Origin of the sequence: Haloarcula regularis (assembly GCF_029338315.1) — an archaeon.
Classification (GTDB): domain Archaea; phylum Halobacteriota; class Halobacteria; order Halobacteriales; family Haloarculaceae; genus Haloarcula; species Haloarcula regularis.
Genome location: NZ_CP119794.1, coordinates 1,672,354 through 1,692,565, shown reverse-complemented (window position 1 = coordinate 1,692,565; position 20,212 = coordinate 1,672,354). Strand labels below are relative to the sequence as shown.

Here is a 20,212-nt window from a genome sequence, read left to right as displayed (position 1 = left end):
GACATCTTATTAAACAATTCATATCTATACTTGCCCAATCTGAACCTACCTCACACCGTGTCTGGGTAGTGCATCTCGAACTTGGCTTGCTGGTAGACTGTTGGTCTATTGTGTACACATTTGTTACCGAATCTCTACCGATGCGCAGAACCATGGCTCTAACCGTCGATAACTGGACTTGACACCTCATGACAACAGTATTTCAAGAGTACACTTGTTATTCAATTTTCATATCGCTCGGTCACCATGTGAGAATAAGGTCCGAGCAAGGAGTCCCGTTTCGATACCCAAGAATTATTTCTGGTGGTGAATGTACCGATATATAATGTCCCAGCGAACCCAGACGCCCTCCACTTCTGCGTCTGCCACGCCGGTGGTCCAAGGCCGCGGCCTCACTCGCGACTACACTCGCGGCAGCAGTGGGTTCTTCAGCAGTTCTCAGGCACCGACAGTTCGCGCACTGGATTCCGTCTCGATGGCCATCGAGCGTGGTGAAGTCGTCGGAATTGCAGGTCCGAGTGGCAGTGGCAAGTCGACGCTCTTGCATCTTCTAGCTGGTCTCGATGTGCCCACTGCTGGCACCCTCGAACTCGACGGCACAGACATCGAGCCGCTTTCTGGCCGGCAACGAGCACGACTGCGACTCGAAACCGTCGGGATCGTCTTTCAGCGATTCCACCTGTTAGATGCGCTCTCGGCCCGTGCAAATGTCGCCCTCCCGCTCGTCGAACGTGGGGTCGGGAAACGCACACGCCGGGAGCGGGCCGAGTCATTGCTCGAGGCTGTCGGGCTCGAGGAGCGTGTCACGCACAAGCCTGGCCAACTCTCGGGTGGCGAGCAACAACGCGTCGCCATTGCACGAGCGCTGGTGACTGACCCGTCGCTGGTCGTCGCTGACGAACCGACAGGTGAACTGGACTCAGAATCCGGAGAGCGGGTGCTCGACCTGCTGGTCGACGTTGCTGACGAACAGGGCGTCGTGCTGGCGTCGCACGACCAGCAGGCACTGGACGTCTGTGACCGGGTCATCTCACTTCGCGACGGCCAGGTCGCACGGAGGCAGTGATGTGTGGCCGACGGCTACGCTCACTGATCGGCGTCGCGATGTATCGCGTTCTCGGTCGGTTTCGGATTGCCCCACAGCGCGTGCTCCTGAGTGTCCTCGGTGTCGGGCTTGCCGTGGGGCTGATGGTCGCCGTGACCGGCGTCTCCCTGGGGCTCGCGTCGCAATCCGTCGTCCAGAGCGAGGGTGTCGATTACTGGGTCGTCCCCGAGCAGGCGAACGTCGAGTCGATTGCGATCTCGACTGGCGGTGTGCAGTTGGGCGATGTGCATCGGACCAATGCGGAGATCGCGAGTGACGAGCGTGTGGAGTATGCTACCCCTGTCCTGCTGGAACTCGTGCCGCTTACCGACCAACAAACTGGTGAACGGACCTACGTACTCACCGTCGGCATCATACCACAGGCAGGCGCGGAAGTGCTTGGACTGCCGGCCGACGCCCTCACGCCGGGCGACCCACACTATGCCGACGGCCAATACGACGGCCCCTGGACAGGTGAAGCGGTGTTGAACGACGCTGCAGCGACACTCACCAATACCTCGACTGGCGAGCGACTGTCCCTGGCGCGCTCGAATACCAATCGGTCGTTCACTGTCGCGAACGTCTCTGCCGGTGGCGCTCAGACTGCCGGCGGAACCGTCCCGGTCATGCTCGTTCACTTGAGCGAACTTCAGTCACTCACCGGGAGTGCAAACGGCGATGCAGCCGATCAGTTGCTCGTCAGCACGAACGACCCGGCCGTTCGCCAGCAAATCGAAGGGCGCTATCCCCAGACGACGGTCGTGACGCGGAGCGGCCTTTCGGCACAGCAAGTCTCGACGTCGAATCTCCCGCTCGCCGTAGCCCTCGCGGCGTTCTTTTCAGCAGTGTTCGTCGGTGTGCTGTTCGTGACGACGCTCATGGGACTGGAGGTGAGTGCCGACCGACGCCAGCTCGGGACGCTCGCGGCGATCGGCGTCTCGAGTCGTTCGCGGTCAGTCCTGATCGCCGCCGAGACGGTGCTGATATCGATTGTGGGTGGTCTCGTCGGTATTCTCCTCGGTTTCCTCGCGATAGGCGGAGTCAATGAGCTGGCCCAGACGTACGCTGGCGTCGATACCATCGCCCTGTTCCAGCCCGAGTTAGCGGGCTATGCATTGATCGTGGCCCTGTGTATCGGCATCGTCGGTGCCGTGTATCCCGTCTGGTTGACCCGGCGAACCGGCATGCTGGAGGTGCTCTCCTGATGCTGTCACGCTTTCGTGCGATGGTCGGGATTGCGATTGCCCAGTTACGACACGAACGGCTCCGGACGGCGCTCGCGATACTCGGTGTCGCGATGGCGGTCCTCTCCATCGTCATGCTCACCAGTGTGGGGATCGGAGTCGTCGAAACCGGCCAACAGAAATTCGACCAGTCTGGCCGCGACCTCTGGGTGACTGGTGGTCCACTCGAGTTGCGTCCCGGTACCGTCGGCGGGTTCGAGAACACACTCATCGATTCCCACACTGTCGCTGCCGAGATTGCACAACGCGATGATGTCGCGACGGCTGTCCCCATGGCCTTCCAGACTGTGTACGTCGGCAAGAACACGACCGAGTTCGAGACCCTCATCGGTGCCGGGGCGCCAGCGCAGGGTCCCTCTGTTTCTATCTCCGAGGGACGGGGATTCCAGACCCGAGATCGTCACTACGCTGAGGGAACCTACGACGGACCGATGTCTCACGAGGTCGTCATCGACCAGCGTACAGCTCGACTACTGAACGTCTCGGTCAACGACACGCTCTACATCGGGGGGACACTGGCGACTGCCAGTCGAAACGAGTTCACCGTCGTCGGCATCTCACCGACGTATTCACGATTCGTCGGGGCGCCAACGGTAACGCTCCACCTCAGCGAGTTGCAGGAGGTCACGGGCACGACGGCCAGTGACCGAGGCACGTTCATCTCGATACGACTCCAGGACGGTGCCAACGCGACCGCGGTACAGAGCGACCTGCAGCAAGCCTATCCTGCGTATACTGTCCGGACGAATCAAGAGCAGTTGCGGGCAACGCTCGAAGACAAAGTCGTCGTCATCGCCAGTGGGGCGAGTCTAGTGTTGCTGGCAGTGGTTGCGGGGATTCTCCTGACGATGAATCTCCAGCTCTCGTTTGTCTACCAACGCCGACAGACGTTTGCAGCGCTGCAGGCACTCGGGCTGTCACAAACGTCGCTTTCGGCGCTCTTACTGCTGAAGACACTCCTGATTGGTGGAGTTGGTGGTGCACTTGGGGTGGGCCTGGCGATTCCAGGCACGATGGCCGTTAACGAGATTGTAGTCGCCGTAACCGGGTTCGAAAACGTCGTGTCGCTCTCTCAGCGGATTTTGATTGGTGGGTTTGTGATCGCACTCTGTGTAAGCGTCGTGAGTGCAGCTGCTGCGAGTCTCTATCTTACCCGCGCGAGCACGCTCGAAACACTCCAGTCGTGAATCGCATTTGGCCTGTCCATCCGGTGGTAGGCACTCGGAACTATTGGATTACTAATTGAAACTCCATCGTCGATGTCTCTCTTGGGTCCTGATTTTCACTGAATCGGTTGAATTCGGCGTACCCAGTCGTCAGAAGCTCGAATGCCCCCATCCTGCACGTTTCCGAAACTATATTACCATACCTACAAACAATATTGTAAATAAGAATTTCCAGGGTGTAGTGGGATATTAAGTGGTATGTGGGGAATACATAATATGTTAGAACGTCAGCATGGCTTGGCTGGGAGCATAGTGGTGGGTAGTGAATATCGTTGCCGGTCCGAGTACCCGGACACGGACTTCAGATCGATAGTCTATGAGTAAGGCTATCGATGAGTCAGTGGGTATCCAACCCACATTGGAGGGGGGGTAAGCAGGAAGATTCCTGGCTCCTCCCGGCAGATAGCGACATCAAACCAGTGGTGAGCGTGGTGATGCCCACGCTCAATGAAGAGGCGGGTATCGCAGAGTGTATCGAGCGAGTGGAGACGGCACTGTCAGCGCTCCAGGTTCCGGGGGAGGTTGTGGTCAGTGATAGTTCCACGGACCGGACGCCTGAAATTGCCGAATCGATGGGCGCCATCGTCGTGGAACCTGACAAAGGCGGCTACGGGTACGCGTACCAGTACGCGTTCGATCGCGTTCGCGGTGACTACGTCGTCATGGGCGACGCCGATACGACCTACGACTTCGAGGCGATCCCTCGCTTGCTTCAGCCGGTGCTCGATGATGAGGCCGACATCTGTATGGGGAGCCGTCTCGAAGGCGAGATTCGTGACGGCTCGATGCCGACGCTGCACCAGTACGTTGGCAATCCGCTACTGACGCGGTTCCTGAATGCCTTCTACGATGCTGGTGTCAGTGATGCTCACAGTGGCTTTCGCGTGTTTTCCAGGGAGGCGCTGGAGACACTCGATCTGGAAACGGACGGAATGGAGTTCGCCAGCGAGATGATCATGGACGCTGGTGCCAAGGGGCTCGATATCGAGGAGGTGCCGATCGTCTATCACGAGCGCGAAGGCGAGGAGACGCTCGACAGTTTCCAGGACGGCTGGCGCCACGTTCGGTTCATGCTCATCAACGCGCCGGGATATCTGTTCTCGGTCCCCGGGCTGGTCACGGCCGCCCTGGGTGGCGTACTGATGCTCGTCGCTGCTAGTGGGATATCTATTGGTGGGGTCAGTCTCGGGACCCACTCGATGATCGCCGGGAGTCTGCTCTCGATTGTCGGCTTCCAGGTGGTCTCCCTCGGTGTCTTTGCGACGGTTGCCAGTGACCCGATTCGACGGCCGTCCGATCCGGTTACTGACTGGCTGGTCGAAAAATTCCGGTTGGAGCGGAGTGCACTGGCCGGGGTGTTGATGTTCGGTGCCGGCGCAGGCTATGCGCTGTATCTCGCTAGCCGGTGGGTGTCGAGTGGCTTTACTCGGCTGCCGCTGTTCATGGCTGATATCATTGCGTTCACTGCGATTGTTCTTGGACTACAAGTCGTCTTCAGTGCGTTCTTCATGAGTACGATCGCGTCCGATCGACAGTAACTTTCTTGAGTTAATTACATGTAGGCAATCGACTAGTTGACCCTGGTCCTTGCCGTGAGCAGGCTAGGCGTGCCGCTTATAAAGGGCTCGGTGGTTTGGTTCTTTCCTCTGGCCCCAGACCCTCGATTTCGCACGTGTATAGGGTTCTGAGGGACTGTGGGCTTATAAAACAGGGTTGAATTGCCGGTACGGCAACTGTAGTTGATTAGATATAGGCTGCTTAGCAAACCAGGACAAGTTATTATTTTAGTGGAGACTATCTACTTGACTCTATGAACAAGGGCGCGGAGAATCGAATACTTCTCACTTCGGACTATTTACCGCCGAGTGATGGCGGCGTCGAACAGGTAGTGCAGAAATTAGCGCTTCACCTTGTTGACGAAGGGTTCGAAGTCGGGATCTTCACGTTAGACGACGGCACCCGAGATTTCGAACTGCAGGATGTCCCCGAAATATCATGCTACACCGCTTCGGCTCTTGATCTCACCGACATTATTGGGTTACAGAGTATGTTTTCGGTTTCCGCATTGCGTGAGTTCAGAGGGGTTCTTCGAGAGTTTCAGCCGGATATTGTACACGCCCACAACCGATTCTTCTATACTTCAGTACTCGCTGCGTTCTACTCAATCCGTGCAGATTACGAACTGGTGACTACGCTTCATCTCGGTGATATCGGAATGATCTCCGGCCTCGGTGGTGCCGCAGCGAAGACGTTCGAGCAGACGATAAGCCGGTTCGTGATTTCTCGGAGCGAACAGGTGATATGTGTCAGTGCTGCCGCCGAGCTGATTGCACAATCACTTGGGGCGAAGCGAACGGCGGTAGTTCGGAACGCAGTAGACGTTGACGAATTTTCACCGAATTCAACAAACGGGAAATCACTCTTGTATATCGGACGATTCGTCCATAACAATGGAATCCAAGATCTACTGACCGCACTCCCAGCGATCTTGGACACCCATCCGGATGCGGAAATTCATCTCGTAGGAAGTGGCCCCCTGGGAGAGGAAGTTCAGAAAACGATTCAATCCTCTGGTCTCTCTGATTCCGTGACGATTTACGATTACGTTGATGACATCTCTGAGATGTATGATCATGCAAGCGTGTTTTGTCGGCCGTCCTACTCCGAGGGACTACCCCTTACAATGCTTGAGGCAATGGCATCCGGTGTCCCGCCTGTCGTTACGGCAATCGCCGGCGTTCCGGAGGTTGTCACCGATTACGAAACAGGCGTTCTTCTGGAGCCGGGCAATCCAGACGAAGTAGCGCAGGCAGTTATCAAGCTGTTTGACGACGCCGAGTTACGAGCGAGACTTGCAACGAATGCCCGCGAATACATCACTGAAAACCTCACGTGGGAGCAGCGGACGGAAAGAGTGATACAAGTCTACAATCAGGTAGTTACTAATGACTAGAAAGTATGAAGTCGGTGTCGTCGGTTGTGGATCAATCGCTAAAGAACGTCATATACCCGCACTACAGACTAACCCTCGGGTCTCACTTTCTACAGTCTACGATCATCATTGGCCTAACGCGGAGAAAACTGCTGAAGACAACGACATCCAGAATATCTATGATGATTACGAATCATTTCTTGCTTCAGATTTAGATTTAATCACGATTAGTACACCTCCGTTCACCCACGCAGAATACACAGTGGAGGCTCTCGAAACAGGGACGAATGTCCTCTGTGAGAAACCAATGGCAGTCGAGTTGGAAGACGCAGAGAATATGATTTCCGCAGCTGAAAGGTCAAGTGCTGAACTGGGGATAGTTCATAATTTCCTCTACTCACGCTCGATCCGAAAAGCTCGCCAGCTCGTGCAACAAGGGAAATTCGGGGACGTTCGGTATGTGAAAGGGATTCAGTTCAGTAGTCCACGACGTGACCTTCCATCGTGGTACACCGATTTACCTGGCGGGCTGTTTTTTGATGAGTCACCGCACCTACTCTATCTCATCGAAGCGTTCATCGGCGATCTTGAAGTTGTGAATGCAACCGCACAGAAGAATGAAGGAGACGGGCAACCGCTGAACTCGGTAACTGCTACGTTTACAGGAACTGAAGGCCGACAAGGCCAGCTCTCAATGATATTCGATGCGCCTCTCTCCGAGTGGTTCTTCGTAATTTGCGGAACGAAACGTCTCGCTGTAGTAGACATATTCCGTGATATCATTGTTCATGTTGGACAAGAAAGGTCATTCACCATTGGAGGTTCTTCAAACCGCTCTCTCTGGTATCGGACAGTTCGGATATGGAGTAGTGAAATCGGGTGTCCATACCCTTCAGGGAGATCTGTTCTTTGGATTTGGGACGTTGCTCAACCAATACCTGAATTCGATAGAGTCCTCAGCTAATCCTCCCGTCACGCCAGAACAAGGATACGAGATCTTGGAAGGAAGTCATTCGGTATTGGGGAAGATTGATCCGTGAGATCCTTTGCTGTACTCCAAATTTATCATAGGAACCATTTATTGGACTACAATCGTATCCTGCTGATATAGATGAGTCAAGGCATAAAGCACGTCGTTCTATTAACTGCTGACGCCCTCCGTGCCGATCATCTCTCCTGCTATGGGTACCACCGCGACACGTCGCCCGTACTGGACGAACTCGCGGAGCAAAGTGTCCGATTTACGAACGCTTACAGTGCGAGTTCGCACACACGAGAGGCGGTTCCAGCTCTATTGACCGGGAAGTTCCCTGACGTCGCTATTAACTCGAAGTACCACCTCAACTCTGACACTATTGCGTCAACGCTCTCCGAAGAAGGGTTTGCGACGGCAGGGTTTCACTCGAACCCGTTTGTCTCTCGGGCGTACGGTTTCGACCGGGGGTTCGATGTCTTCGACGACGACCTCCATCTCGGCCAACACAAGCTAATCGCGCTCGCACAACGGGCACTCGACAAGATTCGAAATCGCCACTATGCACGCGCTGAGGAAATCAACAAGCGCTCGCTAGGGTGGATTGACTCCCTAGCTGGTGGGGAGCCGTTCTTCCTCTGGAACCACTATATGGACACGCACGGTCCGTACGAACCTCCTGGAGAGTATGCGACACTGTACGCTGACCAAGGCTTGGCGGGCCGGGACGCACAGTCATTGTACCAGCGTGCTATCGACGACCCTGAGTCAATTACTGAGGCAGAACAGCAGTTGTTGATTGATCTGTATGACGCCGAAATCCGGTACAACGACGAGTACATCGGTGCGTTCCTTGACGAACTTCGTGAGCGGGGATTATTGGAACAGTCACTGGTTATCATAACTGCCGACCACGGTGATGCATTTGGAGAACACGGCTACTACGAACACCCGCGTTATTTGCATAACGAAACCACTCATATACCGCTGATCGTGCGGCTTCCAGACGGCCATAGCAAATCTGTGGAGGCACCTGTGAGCACGATAGATATTGTGGCGACCATCGAGGGTACGGTCAGAGGAGACAATAGTGATGGTACATCGCTGTTAGACGCTTCGACAGACAGACGGGTTTTCTCGCAAGCTCGTGGACTGGGTGAACACAGTCGACTCCGACGGTATGCTGTTCGCACTCACGAGGACGTATGTTTCTGTGAACGAGATCGAGATAGTGGGACAATAGAGTTCGAGGAGTGCTCAGACAGGTCACTTCGCTCCGAGCTTAAAGCCCATGTGGAACAACGTGTTCGCGTTGAACATGGTGACGATGTCGGCGAGGATGAGAACGTTGGCGAAGAGATCGAGCGGCGGTTGAGTGCTCTTGGGTACAAGGAATAATTGATGCGTATTGCAATGATACAAGACGACTGGTGGCCTCGAACCGGGGGCGGCCCCGTTCACGTGAAGGAGCTATCGACTGCTCTCGCCGAGAACTTCGAACACCAGATCGATATCTACACTCGGGCGCTGGAGAAAGATGGGGAACAGTACAGTTCTTCCGAACAGTTTGCTGATGGGAACGTGACATTACACCGGCTTGCGCCCTGTACCGAGTACTGGAATCCCATCGGTCGAGCCACCTCTATGTTCACACCGCTACCGCGATTGTTCTTGAATGACTACGACATCATCCACGGCCATACGTTCCTGCCTGCGATACCGACCCGCTTAGGCAAGATAGCTACGGATGCCGCGACAGTGTTCACAGTTCACGGGACAGCGATTCCATCAGGTGTCGGTCGGGACACGTCCAAAGCTCGCTGGTATTAAGCGCCGAATAGAACGCCAGTTCGTTCTCGAATTCGATTACGATCACGTGATATCGGTCAATAACGAGCACGTCGGCCTGCTGTCCGATCACCACACCAATGTGAGCTGCATTCCCAATGGCGTAGACTTGGATCGGTTTTCGAATGATCTGGAACGCGGATCCGATATTCTCTTTCTCGGCCGCTTGGCACCCAAAAAGCGCGTCTCTGACCTGATTCGCGCATTCGAACGAGTTGAGTCGCAGTTTCCGGAGACCGATCTTATAGTCGTCGGAACCGGTCCACGTGAGGAAACTGGCCGAACTCGCGGCCGACCTAAGCGTGAGTGAGCGAGTGTCGTTCGAGGGGAGAGTCCCCGACGAAATAGTTACAAGACATTACGCGACGGCCGGGGTCTTCGTGCTACCGTCGGTCTGGGAAGGCCACCCACTCACGCTTCTGGAGGCCTGGGCCTCCGGTGCACCGGTGATAGCCACATCGGTAGAGGGGATCAAGGAGTTTGTTGACCACCGGGAGACTGGCTATCTCGTCCCGCCCGAGTCGCCGGACGAACTGGTCGAGGGCCTCCGACACGCACTAAACAGTCCCAAGGAAGCCCGCGAGTGGGGACGGAATGCGAGACGACTAGTTGAAGAAGAATACTCTTGGGAGGGTGTAGCGGAGCGCACCAATGACCTATACACTAACCTCATCTGAACCGCGCTTCAGAATAGGGATTGAAGTATAATATTGGAGGACACACGAAACGGTCTTCTGGAGTTCCGGCATTTTTAAAGTAGAGGGGCAATGAATTATTGAATAGTACAAGAGTCTGAGTCTTGCGATCATTATAATATGTTCAATATATTAGGGCACCGACCCGCACTTTCTGAGCATTCACGACTACTCTTAATTTTTGGCTTCGGAAATCTATGCGTGTTATCCATCCTCTCTCTCCAAAATCCTGTCACCGGATATGAATTTTCGATATATGAGTCATACCCTTTGATTTTTTGGACCCTAATAATATCCGAATATATTTTTGTGTTCTTATTTATTATATATGTCGACAGACATTTCGAGTTAAAATTTGCAACTTTGCAAGGTCTTCTTGTGAGTACCATTTTGTGCTTTATGCCCCTGATTCGTGGATACTACTTCTATGGGAGATACGATCCGGCAAACCATTTAGGTTATATTACAAATATACTTACTTTGGGGTCGATTACAGAGTACAACATTTATCCTGGTATCCATATTGTCACATCAATTGTAGCACTATTGACTGATGTACCTCCCAGAATTCTACTTAGCGTTATTCCACCAATTTACTTTCTTATTTATACTTTAGCGGCCGGCCTCATTATTCGGTACTCTTTTGATTTCAAAAGCTTAACTTATGCGACCCCACTGCTCATTATTCCAATTTTTCGTGATGCAACAATCAAATTAGCACCCAGTATTCAGGGGTTTATGTTTGCTATTTTCATATTTTATATATATTCGAAATTTTTTAATACTAATGATTTTCGTTATATTGTAATCCTTATCACATCTGTCTTTGCTATAGTATTCTACCACCCAATTGCGGGATTGGGAATTGGATTTATGATTTTCTTATACGTCACAGTGCATCAACGAGACAACCAGTTAACGAGTTTTGGTGCCCAAACTAGTTACTTGATTTTGCTACTGCTCGGCGTTATATTCCTTACGTGGTATTCTGCTTTCCCAATTATCGGTTCACACTTTGTTCGTGTACTGGCATCTCTCCTCCCTAGTTCCTTCATTAACTTTCCAACTCAAGGTACGTCAGTAGATCAATATAAGTCCTTTTTTGGTGTATTGCCAATAAATTATATTCTACAAAATGCAATACTAAGATATGGTCAAATTGCTATCCTTGGAGTCATTAGTGTTCTTTCCGTGATCGGTCTTATATTAAGAAAAAGATTGAATCCAGTCTATATCTTCTTTGTGATCATATTTATCCTCAGTTCCTTTGCAGCCGCAGTATCTATGATCACAGATATCATTATTGGATTCGGTCGCATTTCGAAATACGTAATTTTCTCCGGAACAATCCTATCGGTATGGAAGATAAGAGACCTAAATAGAAGAAATAAAACCCAGATTGCCCTTTGTGTGGTAACTTTAATATTAATTTTTTCACTCATTAATCTTTATTCTTCACCATTTACAAGTTCTCCGAACCAGCAGGTAGCAAAAAATGAACAAGCTATTGCTGAGTGGACATTAGAGTTCAGAAATCAAGATATGTTAATTAACGAACTTGGATTCACTCAAGAAAAGTTGTTAACTACTATGGGGGGGAGGATTGGTTCAAGTTTGCCCGATAGTGTGCGTCGAAAGAGCAGGGAGTGATTCCACCACCTCACTTTAATTATACTAAGCAGAATCATCTAAGTCAAAGCTATACCACATCCCAATATCTAATAATTACAAGATTAGGAAGGTACTATGATAGGAAGATGCATCCAAAATATGAATTCTACTGGGACTATACTCCTGAGGACTTCAACCGCCTCCAGTCAGATCCATCTGTTAGTAAAATATATACGAATGGAGAATCGACAAACTACCTAATCCGATAATATGCGTATTCTCATATCGGGTCATAATTATCACGGGTATCGGGAATCTATAGCTAAATCCTTCAGGAAACTTGGTCATTCTGTGAGTGTCTCTGAATGGCCGAATGTATGGGATACAACCCTGTTGCAGAAGTTCAAGCTTGGATTTTGGCGAAAGACGTCTCGAAAATCGTTTGAGCGAGCGAGACTTCAGGTCATTGATGACATTGTATCCAAATATAATCAACGTGTTGTCGGGGAAATTAAAAAATTCGATCCAGATATTACCCTGTTTTTAAAGGGTAGCATTATACAACCAGAAACCGCTCTGGAAGTCTCCGACCACTGTACGAATATCCTATGGTGTTATGATAAAGCCATATATTATCCAAATGTGGTCGAGGCTGGTGAGTATTACGACCGTGTCTTTGTTGTAGATCCAAGTGATATACCTGATCTCCGCAACTATGGAATAGAGGCTGAGCTGTTGCCGTTTGGCTTTGATTCTGACATATATTCGCCACATGATACAAAATTTAAGCGTGATATCTGTTTTGTAGGAAGGTTGTATGAGAACCGCCTCCGGATACTCAAATCAGTAATAGAGAATGAAGCCTTGAATGTTGAGATTTGGGGGCAGCAATACACCCGAAAAAATATACCCAAATATCTAATGTACAAAGCTTTTACAATAACATAGATCGATCACTGCACAATTATAATATAGACCACAATGATATAAATTCCATATATACATCTTCAAGAATAGGACTTAATATTCAACGGGGAACTTCGAAAAGAGCAGTTAATCCACGAACTTTCGAATTACTCGGATCAGAATGTTTCCAACTTGTGGATGAAAATGAACTATTAAGTGAGCTATTTGAGATAGGGGAAGAAATCGTAACATATTCTGATGAAACCGATCTTCGGGAAAAAATTCGCTACTACTTACAGAATGAGGCCGAACGTAAGGCAATCGCCCAGAAAGGGAGAGAAGCTGTGCATAAGTCGCACACATTCTTGGAGCGAGCAAAAACAATGCTCTCCAGGACCGATTTGAACTAGGGAACCCAGCACCTACCCTTCACAATTGATACTTCGAAGCCAGCATTATTACGATCGTTGCCACGACTACTTCTGTGAATAATTATAACTAAATGACGAAGACCACGATACTAAGCTCGACCTCACCCGCGAAATCGTCACCGAACTCAAAGAAGAAGTAGCTGGCTGCAAGTACTCCTACCTCTTCGGCTTGTGGTCCGTTCACGATTCAAACTTTCACGAGCAGATCGAATCCTACGGCAAAGATTGAATCAGCCCGCTCCGGTGGATTCGGCGAATGACATATGGTGGCAAAGAGATTCGCGTCAATGTGCTGGATGGTCACTCGCTGGCACGCAATTGTTGGTGTTAGGCAGTCTGGTGACTCTACCGCTAAGTTACTGAGACCCTCTTGATTTTTATCTATGGCCAGAGTGCACAGTAACACTGGTTTGACTGAGTGGGATGACCTAACCTAAGATTATCAATAATCCTATAAAGAAGAGTACCTTTCATTAATTACCTGGACGAGACCAAATCTAACTCAAAATCACTGATCGGAAATAATTTAAATTTCCACTCTTTAAGTGGATGTATGTCTAATTGCCTCGCTCACGTTTGTTTTATCTCGCCTGAATCTCTCCGCTTTTCAGATCCAGATGAAGAAATGGCTGGGGGGGCAGAGCGGCAAGAGGTTTTAATTGGCGAAGCCCTCAAAAACAGAGGATTTGAGGTGACGTTCTTATGTTCTGAGGCATATGGCAACTCTATAACAAAACGGAATGGTATTGAGTATTGGGCTAAATTACCAACCCATTATAATTCATACTTGGACGCAGTAAGTAACCTTCAGAAGATTTCTACAGTTCTTAAGGAAATTGACGCTGATATTTATTACCTTCGAGGAAAACCTATGCTCTGCCTTTCACTATGGTTTTTGTCAGAGATAAAAGACAAGGACATTATATTTAGCATATCCAATGACAACAATGTAATCCCGAAACTGCTTAAAAAGAACTACAATCTAATTCAATATTGGTTGTACCGCATCGCGATCCAACGCGTGGACACCGTGCTAGCACAGACTGTTAAACAACAAAAATAGTTATGGAAGAATACAATAAAGAGGCAATTCTAGTAAAGAATATCCATAACTCTCCAGACATATCTTCCGTTACAGAACATGAGGAAAGAGAATATATTCTTTGGGTTGGACGGGTCGAAAGAAGTCAAAAAAAACCACATAGGTTTTTAAATTTAGCCTCAAAATTACCTGAAAAAGAATTTATACTCATTGGTCCCAAGACAGAAAACGATCAATATTATTCCGAAATTATGGAATGGTCGAGTCAGCTTGAGAATGTTTCTTTCTTAGGGTATGTTCCTCCTCAAGAGATTATGGAATATTATAATCAGGCTCAAATGCTGGTAAACACATCTGATTTCGAAGGATTCCCCAATACATTTTTAGAAGCTTGGGGTTATTGCTGTCCAGTTATTTCCCTACACTATGAAGCTGACGGGATTATTGAACAAGAAGCAGTTGGAAAGGTATCTGGCTCAATTTCAGCAATGGTTAACGATGTACGGGAGATATCAGAACGACCCAAACTTCGAAATAAACTTGGCCGAAGGGCTAGAGAGTACGTGGAGGAACACCATTCTCAGGAGAGAATAATTAATGACATCGAAAGGATAATTCTGAACCATACTGGTAATTGATCATCTCACGTAGTGCAGGTGATAATACTGGTTAACTACATTCATACAAAGGAATATGAAATATTTTAAACCAAAATATATTTTTACTCGCGTAGAGTTCTTTTAGTGATGCTATATACGGAGATAGAGGAACGTGTTTCCGAAGAAGATATAGTATTAGATATCGGGACAAAAAGTGGTTCAAAGCTTAAAAATGTTGATGCAAATATAATTGGAATAGATATTGATCTAAAACCGTCTTTGGATATACAGTATCTGTTTGGCGATGGATGCCAACTCCCATTTAAAAACGACTGCTTTGATTACATCCTTTGTTATCAAGTCTTAGAACACGTGCACGACAAATCATTAATGCTTGATGAAATTCAGAGAGTTATTAAGCCCTCCGGTGTTGCTATGTTCAGTTTTCCTAATCGACTATTTCCAGGAAGACCACATAGTCCCCCTCGTTGGTATTCTTATCTTCCCCGAAAGTGGGGCGTACTGTTAGCCGATATTCTCCTCACCCGTCAGGTAGCAAACTATTATAAAAATAATGTTTACAACCTATCTCCGATCTCAGCAAGAAACATGCTGGAGAGCAGATTTCAGAGTGTAGATTACAATACGTTAAATGATAAGTTGAAATATAGAACTCGGTATCTGGATAAGTCGGATGATTATCCACATAGCCATTCGCCTACATCCGGAGGAATTTTCTTCACTAAATATTTGCTCCCCATAATTCAGCTTATGGCTGATAATCTACTTTTTACATGGGTTTTCGAACTCATCTTTCCAGAAGTCGAGTACATCTGCTCGGATGTGAAGAAGTAAATCTCATGTTTTCATATCGGACAAAGAACCGGTCTTGATGAATGATTAATTGTACGTGTTTACCCCCAGATCGATTCCGCCAACCTCTCGTAGGGAGGCCCGACTGGTATCGTAGATCGATGCACCAATCGAGTGAACACGCTTCTGAGGATGGTCTCAGAGTGGGAGACCATCCCGTCTCGCCTGTCTATGACCTCTTCAGAGCCTGCCAAGGAAGAGATTCTTGAGCGGCTAGTTGCGCTTGAGCGAGAGAACGAGAAGCTTCGATGGTACGAGAGACCACATATGCCACCGAGCAAGGAGCAGTCTGATGAGGATCAGTACCTCAAAGAATCCTCGTCTGAATGGTTCTGAGGGACGAGTTTTCTGATGAAACAGTACACGGACCGGTAGTTGGCGCCCACTCCAGGCCAGCGATGTTACGAAGGTGCCGTCGTCGGCGGCGAACTGCTGCCACTGCTTGAAGAGCCATTCCGGTCGGTATTACCGCTCGAAACGGTCGCCAGGTAAGCGGTTAACCGGGATCGACCGCCGATCCAAGAGCGCGTTCTAGGTTGCGCGTGTAACCATGCAGATTTTATATTCCTCGAATGGCCAACACCAGAGGCGACGCCCGCCTCGGCGGGGCGTCGCTACATACTCCCAGTGGAGATACCACCAGACGTTCTGGACAAGCAGGCTAATTACTACGAACAACACTCTTCGCGTCAAGTCTGTCGCCATCTTCGAAATCAGCGACGACTCTGACAACCGGTAGGTCGCTTGGATTCCGAACCGCTTGCTTTAATGACGGCGAGCCTGTTGCGGTGTGTCGATGAACGGCGCGTCGGCGGCGTAGCCGTGACGCGCCACACCGTGCTCGTGGTACCGGTCCTGTTTGTAGGTACAGTCGATCATGACCGGGAATTCGACGGTCCATTCCTGACCGTCGAATTCCGTCGTGAGATCTTGCTCGATCTCACAACTCCTTCCTTCGGACAGTGCCCGCTTGTCAGGAGTTCCCACTTGATGATCGACATGACGTTTGCGAGATTGTGCCCCTGCATCAGCGTGAGGCACTTTCCGTCGTGGAATTCGCTGTCGAGGAACAGCGCCTTGACCCCGAAGTCGAAGGCATCGACGAGGCCCAGAAACTCCGCGAGGACGCTGCTGGCGATGTCGCCGTCGGTGAGACGGCGCACGGCTAGCGTGGAGCGCTTGTTGCGAACGCGAGCGTATTGTGAGGTACTGAGGATGAGTCCTCCTCATTCGGCGGAGACGAGGACGACGAACAACCACATACTGACGGTGGTACGCCCGGTCGAAAATCCGGATACAACCCGGAGTGACGGTCTATACCTGATCCAGACCAAGAGATCGAGGTCATCTGTGACTGAATTCGTCACGAACTGGAAGAGGAGTTGCGTCGACAGTGGAAAAATCAAAGCGAACAGGGTTGGTGTGCCGGCGTCCCAGGCACCAAACGCGGGCTGACCCCGGTCAGCTCGCGGCCTATCCGTTGGGCGGTGAGCGACAGCTTTCGTCAGCTACCGTCAAGATCCGGTCTATCTCGTCTGTCCGGAGCGGTGAATTGGACTTGCCTCAATCTACTCCGCGGTAGAAGCCAAGACTGATCGTCAAATCATCCAGAAAGTGACTTTTTTGTGGCATTCAGTCAGCACTCTCTTGACTTTAGTTGCGGCTGCGGGATTTTCATGGGAGATCTATGCCATCATTTGTGAGAGCCATGGGTCGCTGCAAGATTCTTCCTGTCATTATATTCTTTCGGCCTTGTTGAAACCCTTCGTCTCTGACATTCGAGAGATGGACTCTACTTGCTGTTCACGACTGAAGCGATGGAAACTCCCCGCTATACAAAACCGCAAAACGCTAAGAGAGTTCAACAGAACCATTCTTCCACTATTCACTATTTTGCGGGGGATCTTTGGAGGACTGCTATCTCTTATCGATCTGCTGTTCGAGATATACCCTTATCCTTGATAGATTTAGTGAGGTGTTTTCTTCGATTTCTTTCAATAAGAGCAGATCCTTCTCTTCAAGATTCCTTGTAATGATGACCGACCCCACATGAAGAAGACCGAGTAATATAGTGATAAGCATTAGTAACGGGAGATCAAGGGTCCAGTGACGAAGTACCAGCGCAGACACGCTCCCAATAATTATTGTTGGAATTATAGGTGTGACAATGGTCATTGAAATAGGTACAATCCCGGTATCGCGGTAGATGACAACAATTTCAATTAAATTGTAAAAGATGAATCCGAACGATGTCGCAATTGCTGCCCCTTTGATTCCAATCAGAGGAATTAACATAATATTGAATCCGACATTTACCACCATCCCAAGTAAGGAGGCGTACATCTCTATTTCTGAGCGGTTGATAGCCTGAATAGTCGCACCATTTGGCCCGACGATTACACGCGTGAACATCCCTATAACCAAAATTGCAAAGGCAGTACTTGCAGGAGTGTAGCTTTTTCCAAAAAGAATCCGAATTATATCATTAGCAAATAGAACGCTCGTCAAAACGATAGGGAAAGTAACAGTAACAATCCATTTTGTCGATGTCAAATACAGATCTCTTAGATCAGAGTACCGATCTCCGGCATAGTATTCAGTTGCTATTGGTAAATAAAGGAATACAAACGAAGTCAGAAAGAAGAGCACTACCTCTTTCAGTGGTTGTACTGCCCGATATAGACCGACCTCACGAGAAGATAAAAAAACACCAATCATTAATATATCCAACTGAGACATCAACAATACGAATGAGGAACTGAACGCAAGCGGCCATGAGAATGTAAGAAACTTCCGTATCGACGCAGTAGAAGGTGGCTGTCGGATTAATTCTTCAATTGAGATTGATTGGCTCAAAAATAAAGAGAGCCTATGAAGATTAGGATTGGTATACTTACCCAGTATATTATCGTCCCCAAGAAAGGCTCTCCAGAAACAAGAAACATAAATAGAATAACCAATCCGACAATACGTGCGAAAATATCTTTTGATAACACGCGTGGCCCTGGCCGTTTGAACCCTCGAAGACCGCCAATCATTACATGCTGGATGGGAGCAATCAATAAGTAGATCAGAAGGATCGAAAGAAGAGACGCAAGTTGAGGGGTATCCATCAGTCGTTGAATCCTGAATCGGTTAAAATATATCACACTAGAACCGATGATCCCACCCGCAAAAGCGATTAACAGTCCGGTTTGTAAGAATTCCCGCTTAGTTTGATAGTCCTTGTTTGCAGCAATGAGACGTGCTACTCCCTGCGGAGCACCAAGTACCAAAATACCACCCAAAGATGCAACGATTGAAAAAGCAAGGGATACTTTTCCGAACAGATCTGGTGATAATGAGCGGACAATTAAAATTTGCCCAAACAGGGCGAGAAAGCGTCCGATAATTGTTCCAACGAACACCAGGCTCGCGCCTTTTGCGAGCCGAACAAGGCTCTCACCAACTTCACTCACAGAATAAGTTATTCTTTGGTTCTGGAATATAAATTGCGATACCTATTTACTGATCCGATTTAGATCTGAGAGACGAGTCGACTCAATCAACAGTATTTTAATCACATCACCTACACATTATATGCATATGATACCTGTCGCCAAGCCGGATATGGGAGACCAAGAATTTGCTCAGATCAAAGAAGCACTTGACACAGGGTGGATCGGGCTTGGACCCAAAGTCGATAAGTTTGAGTCGAAATTTTCCGGACAATTCGGTTATGGACATGTGATTGCGACAAACTCTGGGACTAGTGCTCTTGATCTCTCAATAAAAGCGTCTGACCTTTCAGGGAGTGAAATCTTAGTCCCACCGCTTACATGGGTGTCAACAGCTTTTGTCTGCTGGTATAACAACTATGAGATTGGTTGGGTAGATGTCGAGCCAGAAACTCTAAATATGTCACCGGATGCCCTGCAAAAACGAATTACAGACGATACTGCAGCTGTGATCCCGGTCCACTACGGGGGGCAACCGGCCGAAATCGAATCCATCGTCGAGATCGCTCACGATCATGACGCCGTTGTTATTGAGGATTGTGCCCACGCCGTCGGAACAACGTTCCAAGATAAATCGATCGGAACTATCGGAGATATTGGTTGTTTTAGTTTTCAAGCGACGAAACCTTTGACGACGGGGGAGGGTGGTGCTCTGGTGACGGACGACGATGATATCGCTTCACAGGCGAAGCTATGAGCAAGTTGGGTGTAGACCAATCAACACATGAACGGTCTGAGGATGAGGGATACAGTTGGTACTATGAAGTCAAAGATGTCGGATACAAGTACTTTATGCATGATATCTCAGCTGGCATGGGTCTTGCACAATTGGAACGATTACCCGAGATGCGTACCCGGCGAAACGAAATCGCTGACGCCTACTGGGACGGATTCGAAGAACTCGACTGGGTCATACCCCTCCGAGATAAGGACCATGTCACTCACGCACGGTACAACTACACAGTCCGTGTTGCCACTGAACAGCGAGATGACATCATCGAACATCTGGACGAACACGATGTCGGCGCAACAGTGCATTATATGCCGGTGTACAAACATCCGGTCTTTGAAGACCATGACCCGGACGTACCAGTAACTGAGACGGTCTGGGAACAGATCTTGACCCTACCGATGTCCTCAACCTTCACCGACGAAGAAGTTGCTACTGTCATTGACGCTGTAGCATCCTATGGTGACGACCAATCAATAAACGCCCCAGAACAAGTATCAGGGCAGCCCACGAATTAACAA

General features: G+C 49.4%; 18 protein-coding genes and 3 pseudogenes. 18 read left to right on the top strand and 3 right to left on the bottom strand.

Annotated elements, in window-relative coordinates; translation table 11 throughout:
• The first annotated feature begins 325 nt into the window (after window positions 1-325).
• The 16 genes and pseudogenes from P1N55_RS09190 to P1N55_RS09110 all read left to right on the top strand — a co-directional run.
• The gene (locus tag P1N55_RS09190; protein WP_276278600.1) at window positions 326-1,066 is read left to right on the top strand and encodes an ABC transporter ATP-binding protein; all 741 of its coding nucleotides are present in this window, start codon (window positions 326-328) and stop codon (window positions 1,064-1,066) included.
• An 80-nt stretch (window positions 1,067-1,146) separates the two neighbouring features.
• Entirely contained in the window at window positions 1,147-2,289 is a 1,143-nt protein-coding gene (locus P1N55_RS09185; protein ID WP_276278599.1) for an ABC transporter permease, read from the top strand.
• A 20-nt stretch (window positions 2,290-2,309) separates the two neighbouring features.
• Complete coding sequence (locus P1N55_RS09180; protein WP_276278598.1) at window positions 2,310-3,515, top strand: ABC transporter permease; 1,206 nt, start codon at window positions 2,310-2,312, stop codon at window positions 3,513-3,515.
• Window positions 3,516-3,886: 371 nt separating this feature from the next.
• Window positions 3,887-5,092, top strand: coding sequence for a glycosyltransferase family 2 protein (locus tag P1N55_RS09175; RefSeq protein WP_276278597.1), 1,206 nt, complete (start codon window positions 3,887-3,889; stop codon window positions 5,090-5,092).
• 272 nt (window positions 5,093-5,364) lie between these two features.
• Window positions 5,365-6,507 (top strand): glycosyltransferase family 4 protein, encoded by a 1,143-nt coding sequence (locus tag P1N55_RS09170; protein WP_276278596.1) that lies wholly within the window; start codon window positions 5,365-5,367, stop codon window positions 6,505-6,507.
• Window positions 6,500-7,450 carry a Gfo/Idh/MocA family protein gene (locus tag P1N55_RS09165; RefSeq protein ID WP_276278595.1) on the top strand — a complete coding sequence of 317 codons (951 nt, stop codon included), beginning with the start codon at window positions 6,500-6,502 and terminating at the stop codon, window positions 7,448-7,450. Before P1N55_RS09170 ends, P1N55_RS09165 begins: the two co-directional genes overlap by 8 nt.
• Window positions 7,451-7,597: 147 nt before the next feature.
• Entirely contained in the window at window positions 7,598-8,857 is a 1,260-nt protein-coding gene (locus tag P1N55_RS09160; RefSeq protein ID WP_276278594.1) for a sulfatase, read from the top strand.
• A gap of 3 nt (window positions 8,858-8,860) precedes the next feature.
• The gene (locus P1N55_RS09155) at window positions 8,861-9,289 is read left to right on the top strand and encodes a glycosyltransferase (RefSeq protein WP_346430016.1); all 429 of its coding nucleotides are present in this window, start codon (window positions 8,861-8,863) and stop codon (window positions 9,287-9,289) included.
• Window positions 9,207-9,984 (top strand): annotated as a pseudogene (locus P1N55_RS19935) (glycosyltransferase family 4 protein). The gene P1N55_RS09155 and the pseudogene P1N55_RS19935 overlap by 83 nt, the downstream one beginning before the upstream one ends.
• Before the next feature lie 417 nt (window positions 9,985-10,401).
• A complete protein-coding gene (locus tag P1N55_RS09140; RefSeq protein ID WP_276278590.1) occupies window positions 10,402-11,652 on the top strand; it encodes a hypothetical protein in 1,251 nt (416 codons plus the stop codon).
• Between the two features lie 312 nt (window positions 11,653-11,964).
• On the top strand, window positions 11,965-12,561 hold the full coding sequence (locus tag P1N55_RS09135) for a DUF3880 domain-containing protein (RefSeq protein WP_276278589.1): 597 nt from the start codon (window positions 11,965-11,967) through the stop codon (window positions 12,559-12,561).
• Complete coding sequence (locus P1N55_RS19930) at window positions 12,492-12,929, top strand: glycosyltransferase family protein (protein WP_407067194.1); 438 nt, start codon at window positions 12,492-12,494, stop codon at window positions 12,927-12,929. Before P1N55_RS09135 ends, P1N55_RS19930 begins: the two co-directional genes overlap by 70 nt.
• 574 nt (window positions 12,930-13,503) lie before the next feature.
• Window positions 13,504-14,013 carry a glycosyltransferase family 4 protein gene (locus P1N55_RS09125; protein WP_276278588.1) on the top strand — a complete coding sequence of 170 codons (510 nt, stop codon included), beginning with the start codon at window positions 13,504-13,506 and terminating at the stop codon, window positions 14,011-14,013.
• A 2-nt stretch (window positions 14,014-14,015) separates the two neighbouring features.
• The gene (locus P1N55_RS09120; protein WP_276278587.1) at window positions 14,016-14,630 is read left to right on the top strand and encodes a glycosyltransferase family 4 protein; all 615 of its coding nucleotides are present in this window, start codon (window positions 14,016-14,018) and stop codon (window positions 14,628-14,630) included.
• A gap of 108 nt (window positions 14,631-14,738) precedes the next feature.
• Window positions 14,739-15,446, top strand: a complete 708-nt coding sequence (locus P1N55_RS09115; RefSeq protein ID WP_276278586.1) for a class I SAM-dependent methyltransferase — start codon at window positions 14,739-14,741, stop codon at window positions 15,444-15,446.
• Between the two features lie 150 nt (window positions 15,447-15,596).
• A pseudogene (locus tag P1N55_RS09110) lies at window positions 15,597-15,791 on the top strand (IS66 family transposase); the annotation flags it as partial.
• Between the two features lie 138 nt (window positions 15,792-15,929).
• On the opposite strand, the pseudogene P1N55_RS09105 reads toward P1N55_RS09110, so the two are convergent.
• The 3 genes and pseudogenes from P1N55_RS09105 to P1N55_RS09095 form a co-directional block, all read right to left on the bottom strand.
• Window positions 15,930-16,663: pseudogene (locus P1N55_RS09105) on the bottom strand (ISH3 family transposase); the annotation flags it as partial.
• Window positions 16,664-17,381: 718 nt separating this feature from the next.
• Entirely contained in the window at window positions 17,382-18,320 is a 939-nt protein-coding gene (locus P1N55_RS09100; RefSeq protein ID WP_276278585.1) for an oligosaccharide flippase family protein, read from the bottom strand.
• Window positions 18,317-18,922, bottom strand: coding sequence for an oligosaccharide flippase family protein (locus P1N55_RS09095; protein WP_276278584.1), 606 nt, complete (start codon window positions 18,920-18,922; stop codon window positions 18,317-18,319). The genes P1N55_RS09100 and P1N55_RS09095 overlap by 4 nt, the downstream gene beginning before the upstream one ends.
• A 127-nt stretch (window positions 18,923-19,049) precedes the next feature.
• On the opposite strand from P1N55_RS09095, the gene P1N55_RS09090 reads away from it, so the two are divergent.
• Both P1N55_RS09090 and P1N55_RS09085 read left to right on the top strand, forming a co-directional pair.
• Window positions 19,050-19,658: a DegT/DnrJ/EryC1/StrS family aminotransferase gene (locus P1N55_RS09090; protein ID WP_276278583.1), complete on the top strand. Its 609-nt coding sequence runs from the start codon at window positions 19,050-19,052 to the stop codon at window positions 19,656-19,658.
• Window positions 19,655-20,209 carry a DegT/DnrJ/EryC1/StrS family aminotransferase gene (locus P1N55_RS09085; RefSeq protein ID WP_276278582.1) on the top strand — a complete coding sequence of 185 codons (555 nt, stop codon included), beginning with the start codon at window positions 19,655-19,657 and terminating at the stop codon, window positions 20,207-20,209. Before P1N55_RS09090 ends, P1N55_RS09085 begins: the two co-directional genes overlap by 4 nt.
• Window positions 20,210-20,212 lie beyond the last annotated feature (3 nt).